The sequence below is a fragment of the Lysinibacillus sp. NPDC096382 genome (genome assembly GCF_044762845.1).
Classification (GTDB): Bacteria; Bacillota; Bacilli; order Bacillales_A; family Planococcaceae; genus Lysinibacillus.
In genome coordinates this window covers 88,502-107,034 of sequence record NZ_JBIWFC010000017.1, presented here as the reverse complement: position 1 = coordinate 107,034, position 18,533 = coordinate 88,502, and the positions used below count along the sequence as shown (strand labels likewise).

The 18,533-nt window shown below is 37.6% G+C and carries 10 protein-coding genes and 2 pseudogenes; 2 read left to right on the top strand and 10 right to left on the bottom strand.

All coding sequences use genetic code 11. The annotated features are described in order from the left end of the window. Positions 1 to 241 precede the first annotated feature (241 nt). Positions 242 to 1,648, top strand: coding sequence for a polysaccharide deacetylase family protein (locus ACIQZA_RS19930; protein WP_402883477.1), 1,407 nt, complete (start codon positions 242 to 244; stop codon positions 1,646 to 1,648). Positions 1,649 to 1,699: 51 nt separating this feature from the next. On the opposite strand, the gene ACIQZA_RS19925 is transcribed toward ACIQZA_RS19930, so the two are convergent. From ACIQZA_RS19925 to ACIQZA_RS19900, 6 genes and pseudogenes are all read right to left on the bottom strand, one after another. Next, positions 1,700 to 3,790 (bottom strand): beta-propeller domain-containing protein, encoded by a 2,091-nt coding sequence (locus ACIQZA_RS19925; RefSeq protein WP_402883478.1) that lies wholly within the window; start codon positions 3,788 to 3,790, stop codon positions 1,700 to 1,702. Between the two features lie 252 nt (positions 3,791 to 4,042). Beyond that, positions 4,043 to 4,381 (bottom strand): annotated as a pseudogene (locus ACIQZA_RS19920) (PPC domain-containing protein); the annotation flags it as partial. 6 nt (positions 4,382 to 4,387) lie between these two features. Next, a pseudogene (locus ACIQZA_RS19915) lies at positions 4,388 to 7,273 on the bottom strand (collagenase); the annotation flags it as partial. A 428-nt stretch (positions 7,274 to 7,701) separates the two neighbouring features. Next, entirely contained in the window at positions 7,702 to 8,895 is a 1,194-nt protein-coding gene (locus ACIQZA_RS19910; protein ID WP_402883480.1) for an acyl-CoA dehydrogenase family protein, read from the bottom strand. A gap of 10 nt (positions 8,896 to 8,905) precedes the next feature. After that, entirely contained in the window at positions 8,906 to 10,078 is a 1,173-nt protein-coding gene (locus ACIQZA_RS19905; protein ID WP_142509719.1) for a saccharopine dehydrogenase family protein, read from the bottom strand. A gap of 26 nt (positions 10,079 to 10,104) precedes the next feature. After that, positions 10,105 to 11,583 (bottom strand): aldehyde dehydrogenase family protein, encoded by a 1,479-nt coding sequence (locus ACIQZA_RS19900; RefSeq protein ID WP_402883482.1) that lies wholly within the window; start codon positions 11,581 to 11,583, stop codon positions 10,105 to 10,107. A gap of 497 nt (positions 11,584 to 12,080) precedes the next feature. Between ACIQZA_RS19900 and ACIQZA_RS19895 the strand changes: the two genes are divergently transcribed. Next, positions 12,081 to 12,881 carry a TIGR00266 family protein gene (locus ACIQZA_RS19895; protein WP_142509717.1) on the top strand — a complete coding sequence of 267 codons (801 nt, stop codon included), beginning with the start codon at positions 12,081 to 12,083 and terminating at the stop codon, positions 12,879 to 12,881. Between the two features lie 330 nt (positions 12,882 to 13,211). On the opposite strand, the gene ACIQZA_RS19890 is transcribed toward ACIQZA_RS19895, so the two are convergent. The 4 genes from ACIQZA_RS19890 to ACIQZA_RS19875 all read right to left on the bottom strand — a co-directional run bounded on the left by ACIQZA_RS19890 (position 13,212) and on the right by ACIQZA_RS19875 (position 18,479). Then, positions 13,212 to 14,174 carry a 2-hydroxyacid dehydrogenase gene (locus ACIQZA_RS19890; RefSeq protein ID WP_402883483.1) on the bottom strand — a complete coding sequence of 321 codons (963 nt, stop codon included), beginning with the start codon at positions 14,172 to 14,174 and terminating at the stop codon, positions 13,212 to 13,214. A gap of 322 nt (positions 14,175 to 14,496) precedes the next feature. Further along, positions 14,497 to 15,798: a protoglobin domain-containing protein gene (locus ACIQZA_RS19885; RefSeq protein ID WP_402883484.1), complete on the bottom strand. Its 1,302-nt coding sequence runs from the start codon at positions 15,796 to 15,798 to the stop codon at positions 14,497 to 14,499. Between the two features lie 443 nt (positions 15,799 to 16,241). Beyond that, entirely contained in the window at positions 16,242 to 17,075 is an 834-nt protein-coding gene (locus tag ACIQZA_RS19880) for an undecaprenyl-diphosphate phosphatase (RefSeq protein ID WP_400940431.1), read from the bottom strand. A 324-nt stretch (positions 17,076 to 17,399) separates the two neighbouring features. After that, positions 17,400 to 18,479: a metallophosphoesterase gene (locus ACIQZA_RS19875; protein WP_400940429.1), complete on the bottom strand. Its 1,080-nt coding sequence runs from the start codon at positions 18,477 to 18,479 to the stop codon at positions 17,400 to 17,402. Positions 18,480 to 18,533: the final 54 nt, after the last annotated feature.

Sequence of the window (18,533 nt, the reverse complement as noted above, 5' to 3'; positions counted from 1 at the left end):
TTGCCAATAGTATCGAACTGCAAATAAAAACTCAACTAAAATTTTTTTAAACTTTTAACCAAAGTACTTTGGCTTTCATATGCTAAAAATGGTAGCTAATGAGTAATTTATTCATGGAGATGGGTTTCCCATAAATTGATAGCAAAACTTCATAGATTCGTATAACTTTTTCAATGACTAACACGTCTGATTTTATAAGCAGTCTAAAAAACTAAATAAGGAAAGGAGCGTATCCACAAAAATGCCGGAACGCAGAAAAAAACGCGGCCCAATGATTGATTTCCTATTAATTGGCCTCATCATTACATTAACAACTATTATTTTAGTCATTATCCTATCAAAGGATGACTTTAAGTTTCAAAAAATTAGTGCCTCTAAAGAGACAACTTCAGATTCAATAAAGAGTAATCTATCCACAGATAGCTCTGCGTTTCCAGGTATACGTATTGTAACAGATGTCTCTAATGATAAGCGAATACCTTTTGCTATTCACTATCCAGAAACAGATAATAAAGCTTTTAACGATGCTGTATTACAGTACATAACGGATTCAAAAGAAAACTATCTGTCATCTATGAAAGAAAATAAAGATAAAGAGGTAATGGGTGAGCTTAATATTAGTTTGGAAACTTTCCCATATCAAAAGCAATACTATTCCTTTGTGCTAACAAAAATGTTGTATACAGGCGGCGCCAACCCCGAGGTTTCAACAAAAACATTCTTCATCAATCATGAAACTGGTGAACTAATTTCCATTAAAACATTGTTGAACAACGATAAAAACAATTTATCAGTCTTAGCTACTCATATACGTAACGACTTACAACAAAACCTTAAGTTAAAGGATGAGCTTTTCAAGGATGATTTAATAAAGTCAACTGAACCGAAGTGGTCTAACTTTAATCGCTTTGCTATCGTTGATGATTCGATACAATTCTATTTTGATAAGTATGAGATTGCTAGCGGAGCAGCAGGTCCACCAATTGTGAAGCTCCCACTATCACTTATCAATCCGTTGTTAGCCTCTGATTTCCAGATTGCTATGGAACAGCCGGTAAAGCCAACTAATACAGGTGATCCAAACAAAAAGCGTATTGCCTTAACTTTTGATGATGGTCCACATCCAAAGGTTACAGAACAGATATTAGATACTCTTGATAAATATCACGCAAAAGCTACCTTCTTTATGCTTGGTAGTCGTGTACAATATTATCCTGATATCGCAAGAGATGTTCTTGCACGAGGACATGAAATAGGGAATCATTCATGGAACCATCCTGTATTAACAAAACTGTCACTAGAGTCGGCAGTAAATCAATACACATCTACAGTTGCGGAGATAGAAAAGGCCATTAACCAAAAGCCAACTGTATTTAGACCACCGTATGGAGCAACAAACGATACTATCAACGGTCAAATTCCAGTTCCTGTTGTTTTATGGTCGATCGATACATTAGATTGGAAGTATCGCAATGCGCAACAGTTACTACCTAATGTCAAAAATAATTTACACAATAACGCCATTGTCTTAATGCATGATATTCATCAATCGACTGCCGATGGTCTTGATTCCGTGCTTGCTTATTTACAAGGGCAAGGCTATGAATTCGTGACAGTATCGGAAATTCTTCCATATCGTCAAAAATAACCACAGCGAAAGTCCAATAACCTCAAGATTGAGGTTATTGGACTTTCCTTTTTATTTTACAGTTAATGTATCAAGTGGTTTGAAGTCTTTTAGCTGATAGCTCTTCACTTCATTGTTCGCTACTGTGTAAAGAGCGTCATCTATATAGACTACTCGCTGTACACGCTGCTCCCAATTTTCATACTGATCGCCAGTGCTTTTATTAACAATATTTCCTTTTAGGACGATTCCTTTATCTGCAGTGATTTCATAGATTTGCGCGCCTTGACCTTTGTAGACGATTTCATCACCCTTCCCTGCATCATACAGGACAACCGGGAAACCGAAGTAATTGTATTCCTTGTTGCGGAATAGTGCTTTCGGATTGTATTGAACTTCAGAGTACGAGCCTTCTCCGCCTATTTTTACTGTTGATTGTTCCGTTGGATTTTTGAAATCTGAAACATCGAACAATGACATTTTCATATTAGTTGTGACCGTAAAATTACGCTTCGAATATGCATCATAGCGTTGCTCGGTATCATAGCCAATGCCGATTAAATGTGTATCGTCTAATGGATGCAAATAGTTACTAAAGCCTGGAATCTTTAGCTCACCTAGCACAGTTGGTTTTTTCGGATTTGCCACATCAATAACAAACAATGGATCCACTTGCTTAAATGTTACTACATATGCTTTTTCGCCCATAAAGCGTGCAGAATACACTTTTTCACCAGGAGCTAAATCTTTTACTGCACCGAGCTCTTGTAAATTTTCATCTAAAATAAATAGGTGGTTTCGAGATATTTTTTGGTCATCCCACGCATTTCCTTCGGTTGTAACGATGCGGAAATTGCCTTCATATTCATCCATTGAATATTGATTTAACACGGATCCTTTTACTTCCGTCGTACCTACAAAATTTATGGCAGTTCCATCAATATTCCATTTAAAAACTTGTGTATTAGTTGTTCTCGGTATCCAGATCATATCCATCATGCGACCTGAAGCAGGCACCCGATTTCCATCATAAACTGGTGTTGTTAAATAAAGTGCATTCTCCGACATATAAAGTCCACTACTACCACCTAAGTACCCCTTAGTGTTCGCAGTTGTCTTTGCACCATTTTTTAAATCCACCGCTGTAATTAAGTTATATGTTCCATCCATTGTATTTGGTAAAATAGAAATTTTCTCTAGAGGTAAACTTTTGTACTCATTTCCTTCTACACTATCAAATGTTTTCGGTTTTAAATCCGGCGTTTTTTGCTCTCTAAGCATCCAATAATTCGGATACATATTCCCGATTAAATATAATGTATCATCTGTAATTCGAATATCGTTTAAATACCCCTCTTGCCCTACTTCACGTATAAGCTTCGGATTCTTTGGGTTTGAAATATCATACAAAGAGGCTGTCGACATGCTTGTGCCTGTTTTTTCTAAATATTCATCCCCAATCACTATTAATAAATTATCATATAATGCTAGTTTCGAAATATATCGTGACTTCTTCAGTTTGATTGTAGTTGCTAACTGTAATTTTTTCGGATCTCTAGCATTTACTACAGTAATGCCCTGATCCTTTACAGCATAAATAAAGCCATCTTTGACAACAACAATATCCCCTTCTTCCACCCCTTCGACCTGATTATTCGTTGTAGAGGAGTTGTCTGCACTCGCTTTGTCTTCACTCTTTGCCATTTCTACGGTCGCCTCATTCAGTTCTTTTTGTGAGTTAGCTAAAAGTGTTTCGAAATATTGTTGTAGTTCTTTTTCTGATTTTACAGCTTCAAGCTTTTCAATGATGGTAAATGCTATTACTTGCGATGTTGTTTTAGGTCCATCTAGTACAAACGCTTCTTTCTTCACATGTAATTTATAGCTTCCAGGTGCTAAATCACTTACGATCATTGTCTTTTTATCTTCCCCAAATGTTACTGTTGCTGTTACCTTTTGATTTTTGCTATTTGTTACGTAAACATCGTCTTCCGCTACTGCGCTTTCTTTTAGTGCCTCAGTAAAGGATACTTGCCAGCTATAGGTAGTCGTACTCGTACTCTTAGTTTGTGCCTCTACTTTTGGGGTCGAGACCAGCATAATAATTCCTGGCAAAATAGCTAGTACTGCGATGAGTAAAATTGCTAACCAATTCTTTTTCATTATTATTCCTCCCTTTCATAAACTTGTTTATTAATTAGACTACCAAAGAATAGGAAAGTTACATTATTCCGAATTTTTTTATCATTAAAAAAACGAGAGGAAGTGAATCCCTCTCGGCTTAATTACGAGCAGCAGCTATTGTATTTTACGTTAGCTGCTGCTCTTTTTTAAGTTAGACACTTGATATATGGTTATACATTATAGAGATCAGATCAGCCTCTACTCTTGACACTAAAACTTTCTTCTTAATAATTATTGTACATTTACTGTATATGCCCCGTTTTCATTATCAAATTTATAAATGTATAAATAATATTTGCCTGGTTTCGCATTATATTTACCTTTTATACTATTTCCATCTTCCTGTCCATATGCTACGTAATTTCGCATATCAGACTCATGACAAAGCACCCATGTCATGCCAATTTGATTTTCATTTACGACAGCAATATCGATTTCTTTTGGTGACGTAACGTCGAATGTGTATACATCCGTATGATCATCATCCATCAAGCTACCTTTTAGGGGCATATTAAATGGAATCGTAGTCGCTTCTTCTGGACGATTATTTGGTTTTATCTCTGTTTTTGATTCATTTTGTACATTTACTGTGTATGTCCCGTTTTCATTATCAAATTTATAAATATATAAATAATACTTTCCTGGTTCCGCATGAAGTTTACCTGTTATATTATTTCCATCTTCCTGTCCAACTGCTACGTAATTTTGCTTATCAGACTCATGACAAAGCACCCATGTCATGCCAATTTGATTTTCATTTAAGACAGAAATATCGATTTCTTCTGGAGACGTAACTTCAAATGTGTATGCATCCGTATCATCATCGCCCATCAAACTACCTTTTAGGGGCGTATTAAATGGAATTGTCTTCGTTTCTTCTTGATGATTATTCCCTGTTTGTGCGCCCTTCCGTACGGCTACAATTGCATGATCTTTACTTTCTATTCCCTTATCATTTTTCACTATTAATGTCACATTATATGTGCCTTCTTTTTCGTATACATGAGTAGGGTTTGCCTCTTCACTTGTTTTTCCATCACCAAAATCCCAAAGGTAAGAAACGATTTCTCCATCTTTATCTTTTGAACCATCACTCTTGAACTGGATTTCTTCATTTTCGATTCCAGCATATGGACCATTTATCTTTACAATAGGCGCTTGATTATCTCCTTCATCCGTCGCAATGCCGTGGAAAACAATATCATATTCAAATTGGTTTGCTGCATTTACACGGTAGTTGACGAAATACGCTGTCACTGTTTTATAGCCGCTCCACTCTTTTTGCGACAGTTGCTCCAGTACTTCGTTCACTTGCTTACTCATCGTTTTCCAATCTTTAGATTCACCTTGCGTTTCACTGCCTACATACGTACCTTCGAGTGTAAATGTATCAAAGAATTGAGATTTATGTTTTGTCATTTTTACATCTTGTACGTTAGCAACATCGACAATTTCTTGCTCCACTTCGTTTAATGCTTTTGGTGCATGTTCCACTAAATAATCTTCTGTTACTTGTGGCACCTTGTATTTTTCTTGATTATCAATTAATTGCTGCATATAAGCTTGGTATTCAGCATTCAGTTGTGGATCTTTACTTAAAGCGTCACGATACGCATCATAATTTTTCACATCGTTCGCACGAATTAAATCTTGAATTCTATCAAATGTCTCAAATTGATGCGTATACATAAAGGACTGTAGAGCAAAGGAATAGTTATAAAAATCCCATGATCCATATTTCGCAAACAATGTCTGTTTAGCTGTATAGCGTTGTGATGGATCATCTGATAATCCACTAATAATACTCTGACGTGGAACAACATCATTTGTACGCGTTGATCCTGCAAAGAATTCTGCATTTCCTTCTTGGAACCATGTTAGTCGTTCATTTTGATACATATCACCTGTTCCGAATAAACCAGGAACCTCGTATCTACCTTGTAAATAGTGTGTGAATTCATGGCGGAACAGCTCTTCTAAACTATAAATACTTTGCTCCGGCGTACGTTCATATGTAAAGAACGTTCCCTTCTCTTCAATATAAATACCACCATTATTCGTTTCATAGCCGTACAATTGACGGTTTAATCGATATTGATCTGGAGAGTCATAAATAACAACTGTTAATACATCGTCAGCATTACCTGGTTCTAATGCTTTGTCATTCCCAATTACACGGTGATATTGTGCTTTTACTTCTTTTGCAGCCCAGTATAATCTTTGAATTTTGTCGTCTGTTACGTTAGCGCCCGTCTGAAAGACAATCGAGCCATTATCAAACGTATATGTTTTCGGTAAATACTGCTTCTTGCCCTCTTCACGCATTTTCTCTAAATCTACTGCATTTCCGTTAAAGTCTTTTCCATCATAATTTGTAGTAAGTTGCTCTACTGCCACAAAGTAAGCTTCACTTAAATATGGATACATATGCATCGCTTGTGTAACAACTTCTAAACCTTTATCCGGATGACTATGGAATACTCCTAAACGCCCTGCATAATAAATGCCATTATTAATTAACCAACTATTGTTATTTGTTACATTATGTATAAGAGCAATGTTATTCACTTCATTGATGAAACTATCTATCTTTCCATACCACATCGTCGTATTCGCTTCGTTACCTGTCTTATGCATGTACGACTGCAGATCATAATCAATACCATGTATTAAATCATAGATCGCCTGCCCTTTTAAACGATCGCTTTCATATGTAGAGAGATTCTCGTTAAACTGTTTTAAAATCTTCGCAGCATACTGAACTGTTTCTGCATCACTAGAAGCATTACCGATTAATTTCCCATAGGCGGATACCACTTTATCTTGCTCTTCTGTACCAAGTTTAAAGTTCGGATTCTTAGCCATTTCCTTTAATGCTGGTAAACACTGATCTTTGAAACTTCTCTCGTTTAAATAACTTAGTTCCTGATTATAAAATCCTAAATAAAATGCAGAACGCAATACCTCAACAAATGTTTCAATACCCTTTGAGTCATCTTTCGTAAAAGAACTTCCTCTTTTCCCTAATTCATTAATAATAACTTGCATGCGTTCTTTATTTTGATAAAAAGCTTTTGTTTCATCATTGAATTGGAATAAGTCTGTAATTTGATACCAGCGAATATTTCCTAGCGTATCAATTAGCTCACTATCGCTCATTTTATTAAGCTCTGCCGTCGAGTACTGTTCTTGCAATTGCTTCGTTTCAGCAAGCTTTATAGTTGGAGCTGGGTGTTCCGAAAAATCTCCCATTTCCAAACGTTTTTCAAATGATAATGTTTCATCAGCCGTTGTAGAATGTGCGATTTTATCTTTCGAAGTATCTATGCCCACAGGCTTCATTTGTAATACATTATAAGGCGTTTTTTCTGCTGCCGATGCTTCTGCTTGTAACGCTCCGAACGACAGTGCCATTGTACTTACTCCAATTAACACTTGATTGAGTTTTAATTTCTTCTTCATAAAAAATCCTCCTATAGTACTACCTTCATGTGATGGTAATATATTGATTATTTGGAACTATATTGCCCATCTAAAAATAACATATTATGTGAATAAAGCAATATAAAATGTTAATTTTAGAAATATTTTCTTGTATAATTTGAACGCTAAGACACAATTAGACCCTAACACCAATCTTTAACATAAAAAAAGAATCCGAAATTCGGATCCTAACTAGAAAGCAACTGTAATCATTTGGACTCCTACGGTCACAAAGACTACTGAATAGTAAAAAGCCGATTATCCTTTTAACGTTTAGGAAATCGGCTTTTTCTTTATGAAATTTCACTTAGAATATTCACATTTTGTAGGTGCTGCCCCCGAAAGAAGTTAATAGAAGCAAGTCTAATTAACTTTAGACCAATCCATAAATAATCACCATAAAACGACTATTCTTCAAATGGCCATTTTGGTAGCATTTTTGCCAATGACTTATCTTGACGTTTTCCTAATACATAGTCAGCCTGCATAATCGTATGAATCTCCCGCGTGCCTTCATAAATAACTGGTGCTTTCGAGTTACGTAAATAACGAGCGACTGGATATTCATCCGAATAACCATATGCTCCATGAATTTGGACGGCATCATCTGCAGCTTTATTCGCAAAATCACAAGCCTGCCACTTTGCTAATGATGTCTCCCGCGTATTACGTAAACCTTTGTTTTTCAACTCTCCAACACGATATACAAGTAAGCGGCTCATTTGATAGCCCGCTTCCATTTTGGCAACCATTTGCCCTACTAGCTGGTGCTCGCCAATAGGCTTACCAAATGTTTCGCGTTCATGACAGTATTTCACACTCGCCTCAAGACACGCTTGAATAAGACCGACAGCACCTGCAGCTACTGTAAAACGACCATTATCTAGCGCAGACATGGCAATTTTAAAGCCTTCTCCCTCTTCTCCAAGGCGATTCTCTACAGGTATACGTAGATTTTCAAAAAAGAGCTCGCCCGTATTACCAGCACGAATACCGTATTTACCTTTAATGGCCATCGATGTAAAGCCCGTCATGGAACGCTCTACGATAAATGCGCTAATACCATGATGCTTCTTCGATTTATCAGTGTAGGCAAAAACGATAAAATGGTCAGCTAGATCACATAAGGAAATCCATGTTTTCTGTCCATTTAACACGTAAAAATCTCCATCCCTTACTGCGGTGGTAGACATTGCAGCTACATCTGACCCTGCTCCAGGCTCTGTTAAACCAAATGCCCCAATCCGAACTCCTCTTGCCTGCGGAACAAGATATTGCTGTTTTTGAGCCTCTGTTCCCCATTGCATTAAAGTCATGCTATTCAAACCTGTATGAACTGAAACAGCTGTACGAAACGCTGTATCGCCACGTTCAAGCTCTTCACAAACGATGGCGAGTGCATTGTAATCCATCCCACTACCACCGTATTGTTCTGGTACACAAACACCCATTAAACCTAGCTCAGCAAGTCTTGACCAAATCTTCGGATCGAAGCCACCCTCAGCATCCCACTTCGCAATATGTGGAATAATCTCGGCATCCACAAACTGCCGCACTGTTTTACGTAGCATTTCTTGCTCAGTGGTAAATTCGAAATTCATGACCAAGCACCTACCATTTCACAATCATTGCTGATATATGCGACGTCTCCTTAATGACAACACCACGTTTTGCCATCTCTTTAATATAAATGTCGCCCGGTACAATTGATTCAGGTGCAAATACACCGCGCTCTGTAATTTTATTTTCCCCAATCATTTGAGCAACGACAGAAATTGTATTTGCTGTTGCACGAGCCATAGCCGTTTCATTAATTGTCATATCTTTACGCACAACCATTTCGAACTCATAAGTCACTTGTTGTTGCGCTTTTTCACCTGCTACAATTACGCGTAGTAGCACTGCATCAGGTTTTGTACCAAGTTCGAGTTTCTTTTTAAGTGCCTCACGAACAACTGGACGCACAGAAACCTCTTGATCTTCTACCTCTACCTTATTACTAGCATCGAGGAATCCTAAATCTGCTAATAACTTAAACTTGTCTGCATGTCCTTTATAACGGATTGTTTTATATTCTAGTGTTTGGACATTCGGGAATGTCTTATACAATGTCGATATACCGCCAGATGTATAAAAAGCCTCAAGCACACCAAAATCTTTGAAATAAATAGGTTCAACGCCTGATAACGATGGAACTTCTTGAAGTTTACCTTTTTGAATCATTTTTGACGGCTCTGTATAATGATCAAAGACACCATCTAGGGAAAATACACGTGTATAGTGAAGAGGTGGCTTCGGCTCTGTTGGAATACCGCCTACAAATAGTTTAATAGATTCTACCTCATCTAATTTCGAAGCACCGTAACCCGCTAAAATGTTGACCATACCTGGAGCAACACCCAAGTCCGGAATAATGGTTACACCTTTTGCTTTTGCCTCTTCGTCGAGATCTAATATTTTTTCTGTTACACCGCCAATATGACCACCTAAATCCACGGAATGGACACCAGCTGCGATTGCTGCTCTTGCAACACGCTCATTAAAGGAATAGAACAATGCATTAACGACTACATTGCCTTTTGAGATAACTTCCAATAACGAGTCATCGCGTTCAGCATGAAGCTCTACAACTTCAATCTTATCTGTATTTAAAGAGTCCACAAAGTTCTGCGCTATTTTCACGTCTATATCCCCTAAAAATACACGCTCCACTTTACTATTTTTTATTAAATCACGAGCTACCTCTTTCCCCATTAAACCTGCACCTAATACAACAACTTTCATCAAGAACATCCCCTTTCATTGATCTGTTATTCTGTATCGATTTGTGCTCTTTGTAATTTACCGCTATAGTCTACATAAATACTTTTCCATTCTGTATAGACATCTAAAGCAGCTACACCCGAGTCACGGTGACCGTTCCCCGTGCCTTTTGTGCCGCCAAATGGCAAATGGATTTCAGCACCTGTTGTGCCAGCATTCACATAAACAATACCTGTATCTAAATCTCGTTGTGCGCGGAAAATCGTATTCACATCTTGTGAGAAAATTGAACTGGATAAGCCAAATTTTACGCCATTGTTTACTTCGATTGCTTCATCCAAACTTGCTACTTCAATTAAAGAAACGACCGGACCAAAGATTTCTTCCTGTGCAATAATCATGTCAGGCTTCACGTTGGTAAATAGTGTAGGCTCATAATAAACCCCTTTATCATAAGGAGGCTCAGATAAAATTCTACCTCCAGCTAACAATGTCGCCCCTTCTTGTTTGCCGATTTGCACATAGTGACTAATCTTTTCCAATGCGGCTTTGTTAATCACAGGTCCAATCTTCACACCTTCATCCAGGCCGTCCCCAATTGTTAGCTTTTGCATTTCGTCTAATAGACGTTTTTCTAGTTCCTCTCTTACATCTTTATGCACGATCACGCGACTACATGCCGTACACCTTTGACCAGCAGTGCCAAATGCACTCCATAAGATACCTTCAGTAGCTAGCTGTAAATCAGCATCGTCCATAACTATGACTGCATTTTTTCCACCCATCTCTAATGAAATCTTCTTCAGGTGTTTACCACCTAGCTCTGCTACCTTACTGCCTGTTGTTGTAGAGCCGGTAAATGAAATGACCTTAACATCTGGATGTTCAATCAATGCTGTTCCAACTGTTGGCCCCGTACCAAAAACGATATTTGCCACTCCGCCTGGTAAGCCAACCTCTTCAAAAATTTTGCCCATCTCATACGCCATCATAGGCGTCTCATTTGACGGCTTCCAAATGAACGTATTGCCAGCAACTATTGCAGGGAATGACTTCCAAGTCGCAATAGCTACAGGGAAATTCCACGGAGTTATTAAACCTACAACGCCAATAGGTGCCCGTACACTCATAGCAAATTTATTAGCTAGCTCTGACGGTGTTGTCTCCCCAAATAACCGTCGCCCTTCACCAGCCATATAGTAGGCCATGTCTATCCCTTCCTGTACTTCACCCCTAGCTTCTTCAATAACCTTCCCCATTTCTTTTGTTAAAACGGTCGCCAAATGTTCCTTCTTCTCTTTCATTTTTTGACCGATGGCATATAAATAGTCAGCACGTTTAGGTGCAGGTACTAATGCCCAGCTTTTTTGCGCAATTTTTGCAACCGCTACCGCTTCATCTACCTCACTTGCAGTAGATAACGGTATTGTAGCTAGCTGCTCCCCATTAGCAGGGTTGGTCACTACTATACTTTGTAAATGTGAATTTGTTACCCATTCACCGCCGATATAGTTTTTAATTTCCACTACATACACCCCCTGAACTATCTATTGTGCCTCTGCCTCAATGTTACCAATTGCATTGCTTTCAAGCAGATATCATCTATTACTCTATAGTATATAGAATTGAGTGTGTCAAAATTCCGAATTTTTAATATATAGAGGTTAAAGAGCGTGCTTTTGCAGCAATAACATCGGTGACAATCGTCAGTGGCTTTATTTTCTTTAGCTGAACCATTGATGTCAGTTACGGATGAAAGTCTTTTGTGAGCAATCAATTATGCCTCGGCATAATTGCGCCCGGAGGTTTTAACTTCTTTCAGCGGGATGTTTGACACTCGCTGAAAGAAGTTAAAACAATCATAAATTCCAGCTAAACAAAAATAAAAATACTCATTCTAGTGTTTTACATTCGACATTTACTAGCTTATTCCCTTTTTTTCTAAAATATTTAATTATACGATGAAACTAATACAACTTATAATCGTATATAATAACAAAATTATTTTTTGGAGGAATCCTTTATGAATAATCACGAAATTGACTACAAATTATATGGCGACGATATGCAATACGTGCAAGTTGAGCTTGACCCTCAAGAAACAGTGGTAGCTGAGGCTGGAGCTTTAATGATGATGGATGATTCTATCCATATGGAAACGATCTTTGGCGATGGTTCAACAGGAAGCCTAGAAAGTGGACTTATGGGTAAATTATTTGGAGCTGGAAAACGTCTAATTACAGGTGAAAGTTTATTCATGACGACATTTACGAACGTTGGTTCAGGTAAACGCCATGTGTATTTTGCTTCTCCATACCCTGGTAAGATTATTCCAATGGATTTAAGCCAATTGAACGGAAAGATTATTTGTCAAAAAGATGCCTTTTTAGCTGCTGCAAAAGGAGTTTCAATCGGCGTTGAATTCCAGAAAAAAATCGGTGTTGGCTTCTTTGGTGGTGAAGGCTTCATTATGCAAAAGCTTGAAGGAGACGGCATGGCTTTTGTACATGCAGGTGGCACTATTCACGAAAAGACTCTAGCACCTGGTGAAGTATTACGTGTTGATACAGGCTGTTTAGTTGCTATGACATCTGATGTAGATTACGATATCGAAATGGTCAAGGGCGTAAAAACTGCATTATTTGGTGGTGAAGGTATCTTCTTCGCAACTTTAAAGGGTCCAGGTAAAGTATGGATCCAATCATTACCATTTAGCCGTTTAGCAAGCCGCGTCTTCGCTGCAGCACCAATTTCTCAAGGCGGTGGCGGTCAATCTAAAGGTGAAGGCGGCATTGGCGGTTTATTTGATATGTTTAATAAATAATGGACGCTATTTAATCAATTATGCCGAGGCATAATTGTAGCCGTCGCTAAGATAAACAATGCGTCCGGAATCGGCTTTTGTCCAACAACTGTTTTTTATGCGAAAGCGTAGCGACAGCAGCACAATGTTTTTTACGCGAAAGCGTAGTGCTGACGTAGCAACAGGTACAGATGTTTGGACACCCGCAGAAATTAGTTAAAGGAGCACATCTAATTACGATGTGCTCCTTCTCTTATAATCACAGTTGATTTACACCATTTATTCCCCAAAAAACAAATCTTTACAGCTTTATTACAAAAGGTACCCCTACTTCTGTTACCTTCAGTGTCATCAATCTATTCGATTCGTTACAGCCTTGCCCTGCCCATATGCGGTAAGCTCTTTAACGTTCAGCATCAGCATAGCAGTTCTAGTTTGAAGCGAGGCACTACCGATGTGCGGAATTGCTACAACATTTGGAAGCGTCAATAAGGGATGACTCAAAGCTATAGGCTCTTGTTCAAAGACATCTAGCCCAGCTGCCCACAACTTACCATTTTTCAACGTATCATACAGTGCATTCTCATCGATAATGCCACCACGTGATGCGTTAATTAATACTGCGTCATCCTTCATCAAAGCTAGTTCCTTTGCTCCTATAAGTCCTACTGTGTCATTATTAAAAGGTGTCATAATAACAACAAAATCCGATTGTTTTAAAAGATCCTCCAATGATACATATTGAAAGCCATACATTTCTTCTACCTCATGGCGACGTCTACGATTGTTGTATAAAATTTTCATATCAAAACCTTTTGCTCGTCTAGCAACAGCTTGGCCAATACGTCCCATACCAATAATTCCTATAGTGGATCCTGAAACATCTTTACCTACTAATTGCATCGGATACCAGCTTTTCCATTTACCCTCACGCAAATATCGTTCACTTTCTGGAATTCTTCGAGCAGTAGCAAGCAATAATCCCCATACTAAATCTGCAGTCGTATTTGTTAAAACTCCTGGAGTATTAGTTGCCATTATTTCACGCTTACGCAAAGCTTTGACATCAATGTTATTGTATCCAACAGCTAAATTAGTCACGAGTTTTAGTTTGGGTGCGTGTAATAATAACTCTTCATCGACTTGGTCAGCAAGCGTTACCCACAATACTTCACAATCTGCAACAGCTGCCAATAGTTTTTCTCGTGGTATAACAATTTCCTCCTCTTCCCATTGTTCGATATCATAATACTCTTTCAACGGTTCAACTATATGCGCTGGGAACTTTCGTGTAATAAATAATCTCTTTTTCATATTCCGAACACCCCTCAATTCAATTCGCCTATAGCTTAACACTTAGAACGCTCATTTTCTAGGGATTTCTTATCTTTACGTGTGTGATAGCTACTCTTTTCTGGCACTCTTCAAACTTCATCCATCTATTTACTGTTTTATCCTTCAGAAAGACGATTTTGTCCTATTATTTATGAAAAATAAAACACGATTTGTTCAAGAGATTAACAACTCGGGGATCAACAGTTCTATCTGTGCTTAAAGCGAAGCGTCAGCAACAAAAGCGGCTTATCGGACGCCCCGAGAAAGCAAAAAAACTATGCATAGGCTCTATGCATAGTCGTTAAAAATCTCTAATTGTTGTATCTAATCGATTGGCAACTTGTTTTAATTCCTCAGAAGATTCTCCAATCGTTTCTATAATTTCCGCCAGTTCCGTTATTTTCAGTCCGACGTTTTGGAAGTTTGAGATAGAACCGTTTACTGAGCTAGATATTGCGTCGAATGCTTTTAAAGATTCCTCATTTTGCTCAATACTATTGTTCACCAGTTCTTGAATCTCATGAATTGCTTGAACAACTTGTTGTGTAATCCCATTAGACATAGTTATGAGATTCGCAATTTGTTCAACCGAAGTTTTCGTCTGGTCTGCAAGCTTACGAACTTCGCTCGCCACGACTGCAAAGCCTTTTCCGTGCTCTCCTGCACGTGCAGCCTCAATAGCCGAATTTAACGCAAGTAAATTTGTTTGACCAGAAATATTTTTTACTATTTCAATGACAGCATTAATTTTGGAAGAAGAATGATCTAATTGCTCCACCATACCCGACATTTCAACTGTTTTATGATGAATTTCCCCTGTTTGCTCATTAATTAATATTATTTTAGAATAACCTTCAGACGATACCTCTTGCATTGTTTTTGCCTCATCGATACTTTCCTTCAAGTATTCATTCACTTCTTTGGCGTTATAAACGAGTTCGGTCACTGTTTCATTGGTACTATGAGATTGGGTCTCTAGCTGCGTAGATATCCCACCTATAATTTCCTTAACATGTGCTCGAACACTATCCTGTTGCTTCTCAATTAATGTATTAGCATAATTATCATATTCCTCTAGGACAATCTGTTGTTCAAAATTACACATTTTACTAACGGCCTCACAAAACTTTTCTTCTTCATCCCTCGTTAATTGAAGTTTATACACAATCTGTCTTAAAAATTTTTCAAGGTTTTGAAAGGCTGCTAAATACCACTTAGGATACAAGTTAATCTTCACATGCATTTTTGCTACTCGCCTTCTCTTCTTCAAAAATGCATCGTCTATACGCCCTTCGAACATTTCTATAATATGATGGCTTAATGTTTGGCGTAACTTCTCACTAGAGCTATACTTTTCAATAACCTCACGTAATGTTGGCACACTCTCAATCGCATGATAAAATGCTGCCACTACCTCTCCAACATTTCGTTCAATATACGGTTTTAAACTTCTAATTAACTGTAAATCTTCTCTAGTTAAATTTACTAGATTTAACTGTAGTAAACGTTCCTGATCTTGAATAATAACCCCTATACTTGATTCATCAGTAATCTCAATTGTATTCTTCTTAAATTTATTTCCAATTTGAAACAATTTTCCCACCTCTTTGTATGTCTATTCTACCAAATATAATCAGAAAACAAAAAACTCTCTGAATTTAATTATAAGTTCTTTACAACTGTAATGACAATATATAGGAAAAAAATATCTGTTTTGCAATACGCAATAATCTAACATACTACTTTCGAACAATACTTATTAACCATGCATTTCTTCTTAATTTGATCAATTATGCCTCGGCCTAATTGCCGCTGACGCTTCGCTTTCGCGCAGAAAACATTTGCCGAATCGGCTTAGTACTTAGAGGATCAACACGATGTCGGTCATTCGTTCATGCCACAGGACGTGGCGTTCGTAGGCTGAGTTCCTCTATTTCAGCGGATAGTTTTTTGTGCCGAAAGCGTAGCGACAGGTAAGATGTTTGTACACCCGCTGAAAGAAATTAAAAAAGCCACTCATTCTTAATAGAAGAGTGACTTTATTATTTACATAAAGATAATAACAGCTAGTACAGCAGCTAGTACTATACGATAAATAGCAAATGGCATTAATTTCACTTTTGAAATAAGTGCTAAGAAGAATTTAATTGATAGTAATGCGAAGATAAATGAGCTAATGAAGCCTACTACATAGAATCCAAAATAATCCATAGATAGCGTATCCCAGTTTTTCAGGACAGATACTAAACTAGCACCCGCCATAATTGGTACTGCCATAATGAAAGTAAAATCTGCTGCCACACGGTGACTCATGCCAAATAGTACACCACCAGATATTGTTGCCCCTGAACGGGAGAATCCTGGCCAAAGTGATAAACATTGTACTAACCCTACTTTAAAAGCTAAACCATAAGAAATTTTATCTAAAGAATCCACTTTTGGTCTTTTCGGTGCTAATTTATCGGCAGCAATCATTAAAAGTGCTCCAGCTACTAAAGCATATATAACATGCTCTACTTTAAATAAATGATCATCGATAAAATCTTTGAACGCAAAACCTAATATAACTGCTGGCAACATACCCATAATCACATGTAGTAAGTTGAAGTGACCTTTCACAGATTTCGATTGGCCATCAATTTTATAAAGTCCCACTAAATTTAACATTCGCTTCCACATAACAACGACTACCGCTAAAATGGAGCCAAGCTGTACAACAATTTTAAACGTATTGGCGGGATACATCCCTAAAAACTCCTCTGTCTTTAGCCACATATCGTCTACAATAATCATATGACCTGTCGACGACACTGGCGCAAACTCTGTCATTCCCTCGACAAAGCCCAAAATAAGCGCCTTTAATAATTCAATGATATCCACGTTTTCACCTTACCTTTTATAAATTAAATACCAACATATTATAAAATACACTTTTTCATATACTATGACTATAACATTCAGTTATGAGTAGACTGCCTTATCACCATAACGTGGCGTTGATTTCCGTTCCGGCTGGGTGCTTTCGCACAGAAAACATCCGCTTCCGCTCCATGGGCTCATCTGTGAAGCTAGTCCCCAAGGAGTCGCCCAACCTCCACTCCAATCAACTTATTCACATGTCATTTATTTCAAAATGTCTTCAGATAACGGACCAAAATTCACCATAATACAGGGGTTATTTTGAGCCCAAGCGTAATTTACCAATTAACGGAAATTTATATTTACAACCCATAATTCGGAACGGCTGCCTATTCGCATTGGCGGACCCCAAAAGCCAAAACCTGATGAAACAAGTGTATGCATTTTTTCCTTTATGTTATAACCATAATCAAGTTCAAATACACGAGCCGTTATATACTGATTAGGCCATAGTTGACCTTTATGTGTATGCCCTGACATATGGAAGTCTACGCCCATTTTTGCAGGCGTAATTAAATCATTTGGGGTATGATTCATAACAAACCAAGGCAAATCATCCGCTGTCTTCAATGCATCTAGTTGCTTTCTATCCTTGTTTGTAATATCCTCTTGCCCCGTTAATACTATCACATTATCGATTCTAATAGTTTCATCACACAAAACTTTTACATTAGCATTTTCCATCTCTTTAATAAATTCAGGGATTTTCTTGCCATAGTATTCGTGATTGCCTAGTACACCGTACACTCCATATGTCGATGTTAATTGCTTCATCACATCTGCCATTCCATCTTTAGCAAACCATTTAGGATCGTCATCCACAATATCCCCAACTAAAAAGACGATGTCTGGTTGTGCTTCATTCGATAAAGTAACAAAGCGTTGTAAATGCCTTTTATTTGAGAGAACCCCTAAATGAAAATCTGAAGCAACTACAACTCTCATCGAATCTAGCTCACTACTCTTTTTATCCATCGTTATTTCTAAATGACGGACAACAGGTGAATATGCTAAATAAGTGCCTACAATACTTAGTACAAAAAACATAGCAATGGCTATACTTCCAATGATCTGTACACTTTTAAAGGGGCTTAACCAAATAATCAAGTGTGCTAACAAGCAAAGCATTAATCCGTATTCAAAAATAAACATCCAGTAATTATGGATTATTGAAAAGACTCGTAAGGACTCATGCAATCTACTAATAACAATACTAAACGCAATGATATACAGTACTACCCAATATAAAATTGGGAATCGGAACCACCCCATTGCCACAAGCCACTGTCTCAATCCCCATCCTAAGTAAAAAGTTAATGCACTATATATACTTATTAATAGAATTCCACCGATTACTTTAGGCATTTCAGTTCCCTACTTTCATATAGTCTTAGTTGATTATAGCATTATACTTAATCT

Bases quoted from the DNA above. Each gene is read 5' to 3' on its own strand.
- ACIQZA_RS19910 (WP_402883480.1), bottom strand. From the start codon at position 8,895: ATGAATTTCGAATTTACCACTGAGCAAGAAATGCTACGTAAAACAGTG.
- ACIQZA_RS19925 (WP_402883478.1), bottom strand. From the start codon at position 3,790: ATGAAAAAGAATTGGTTAGCAATTTTACTCATCGCAGTACTAGCTATT.
- ACIQZA_RS19895 (WP_142509717.1), top strand. From the start codon at position 12,081: ATGAATAATCACGAAATTGACTACAAATTATATGGCGACGATATGCAA.
- ACIQZA_RS19930 (WP_402883477.1), top strand. From the start codon at position 242: ATGCCGGAACGCAGAAAAAAACGCGGCCCAATGATTGATTTCCTATTA.
- ACIQZA_RS19890 (WP_402883483.1), bottom strand. From the start codon at position 14,174: ATGAAAAAGAGATTATTTATTACACGAAAGTTCCCAGCGCATATAGTT.
- ACIQZA_RS19875 (WP_400940429.1), bottom strand. From the start codon at position 18,479: ATGCCTAAAGTAATCGGTGGAATTCTATTAATAAGTATATATAGTGCA.
- ACIQZA_RS19905 (WP_142509719.1), bottom strand. From the start codon at position 10,078: ATGAAAGTTGTTGTATTAGGTGCAGGTTTAATGGGGAAAGAGGTAGCT.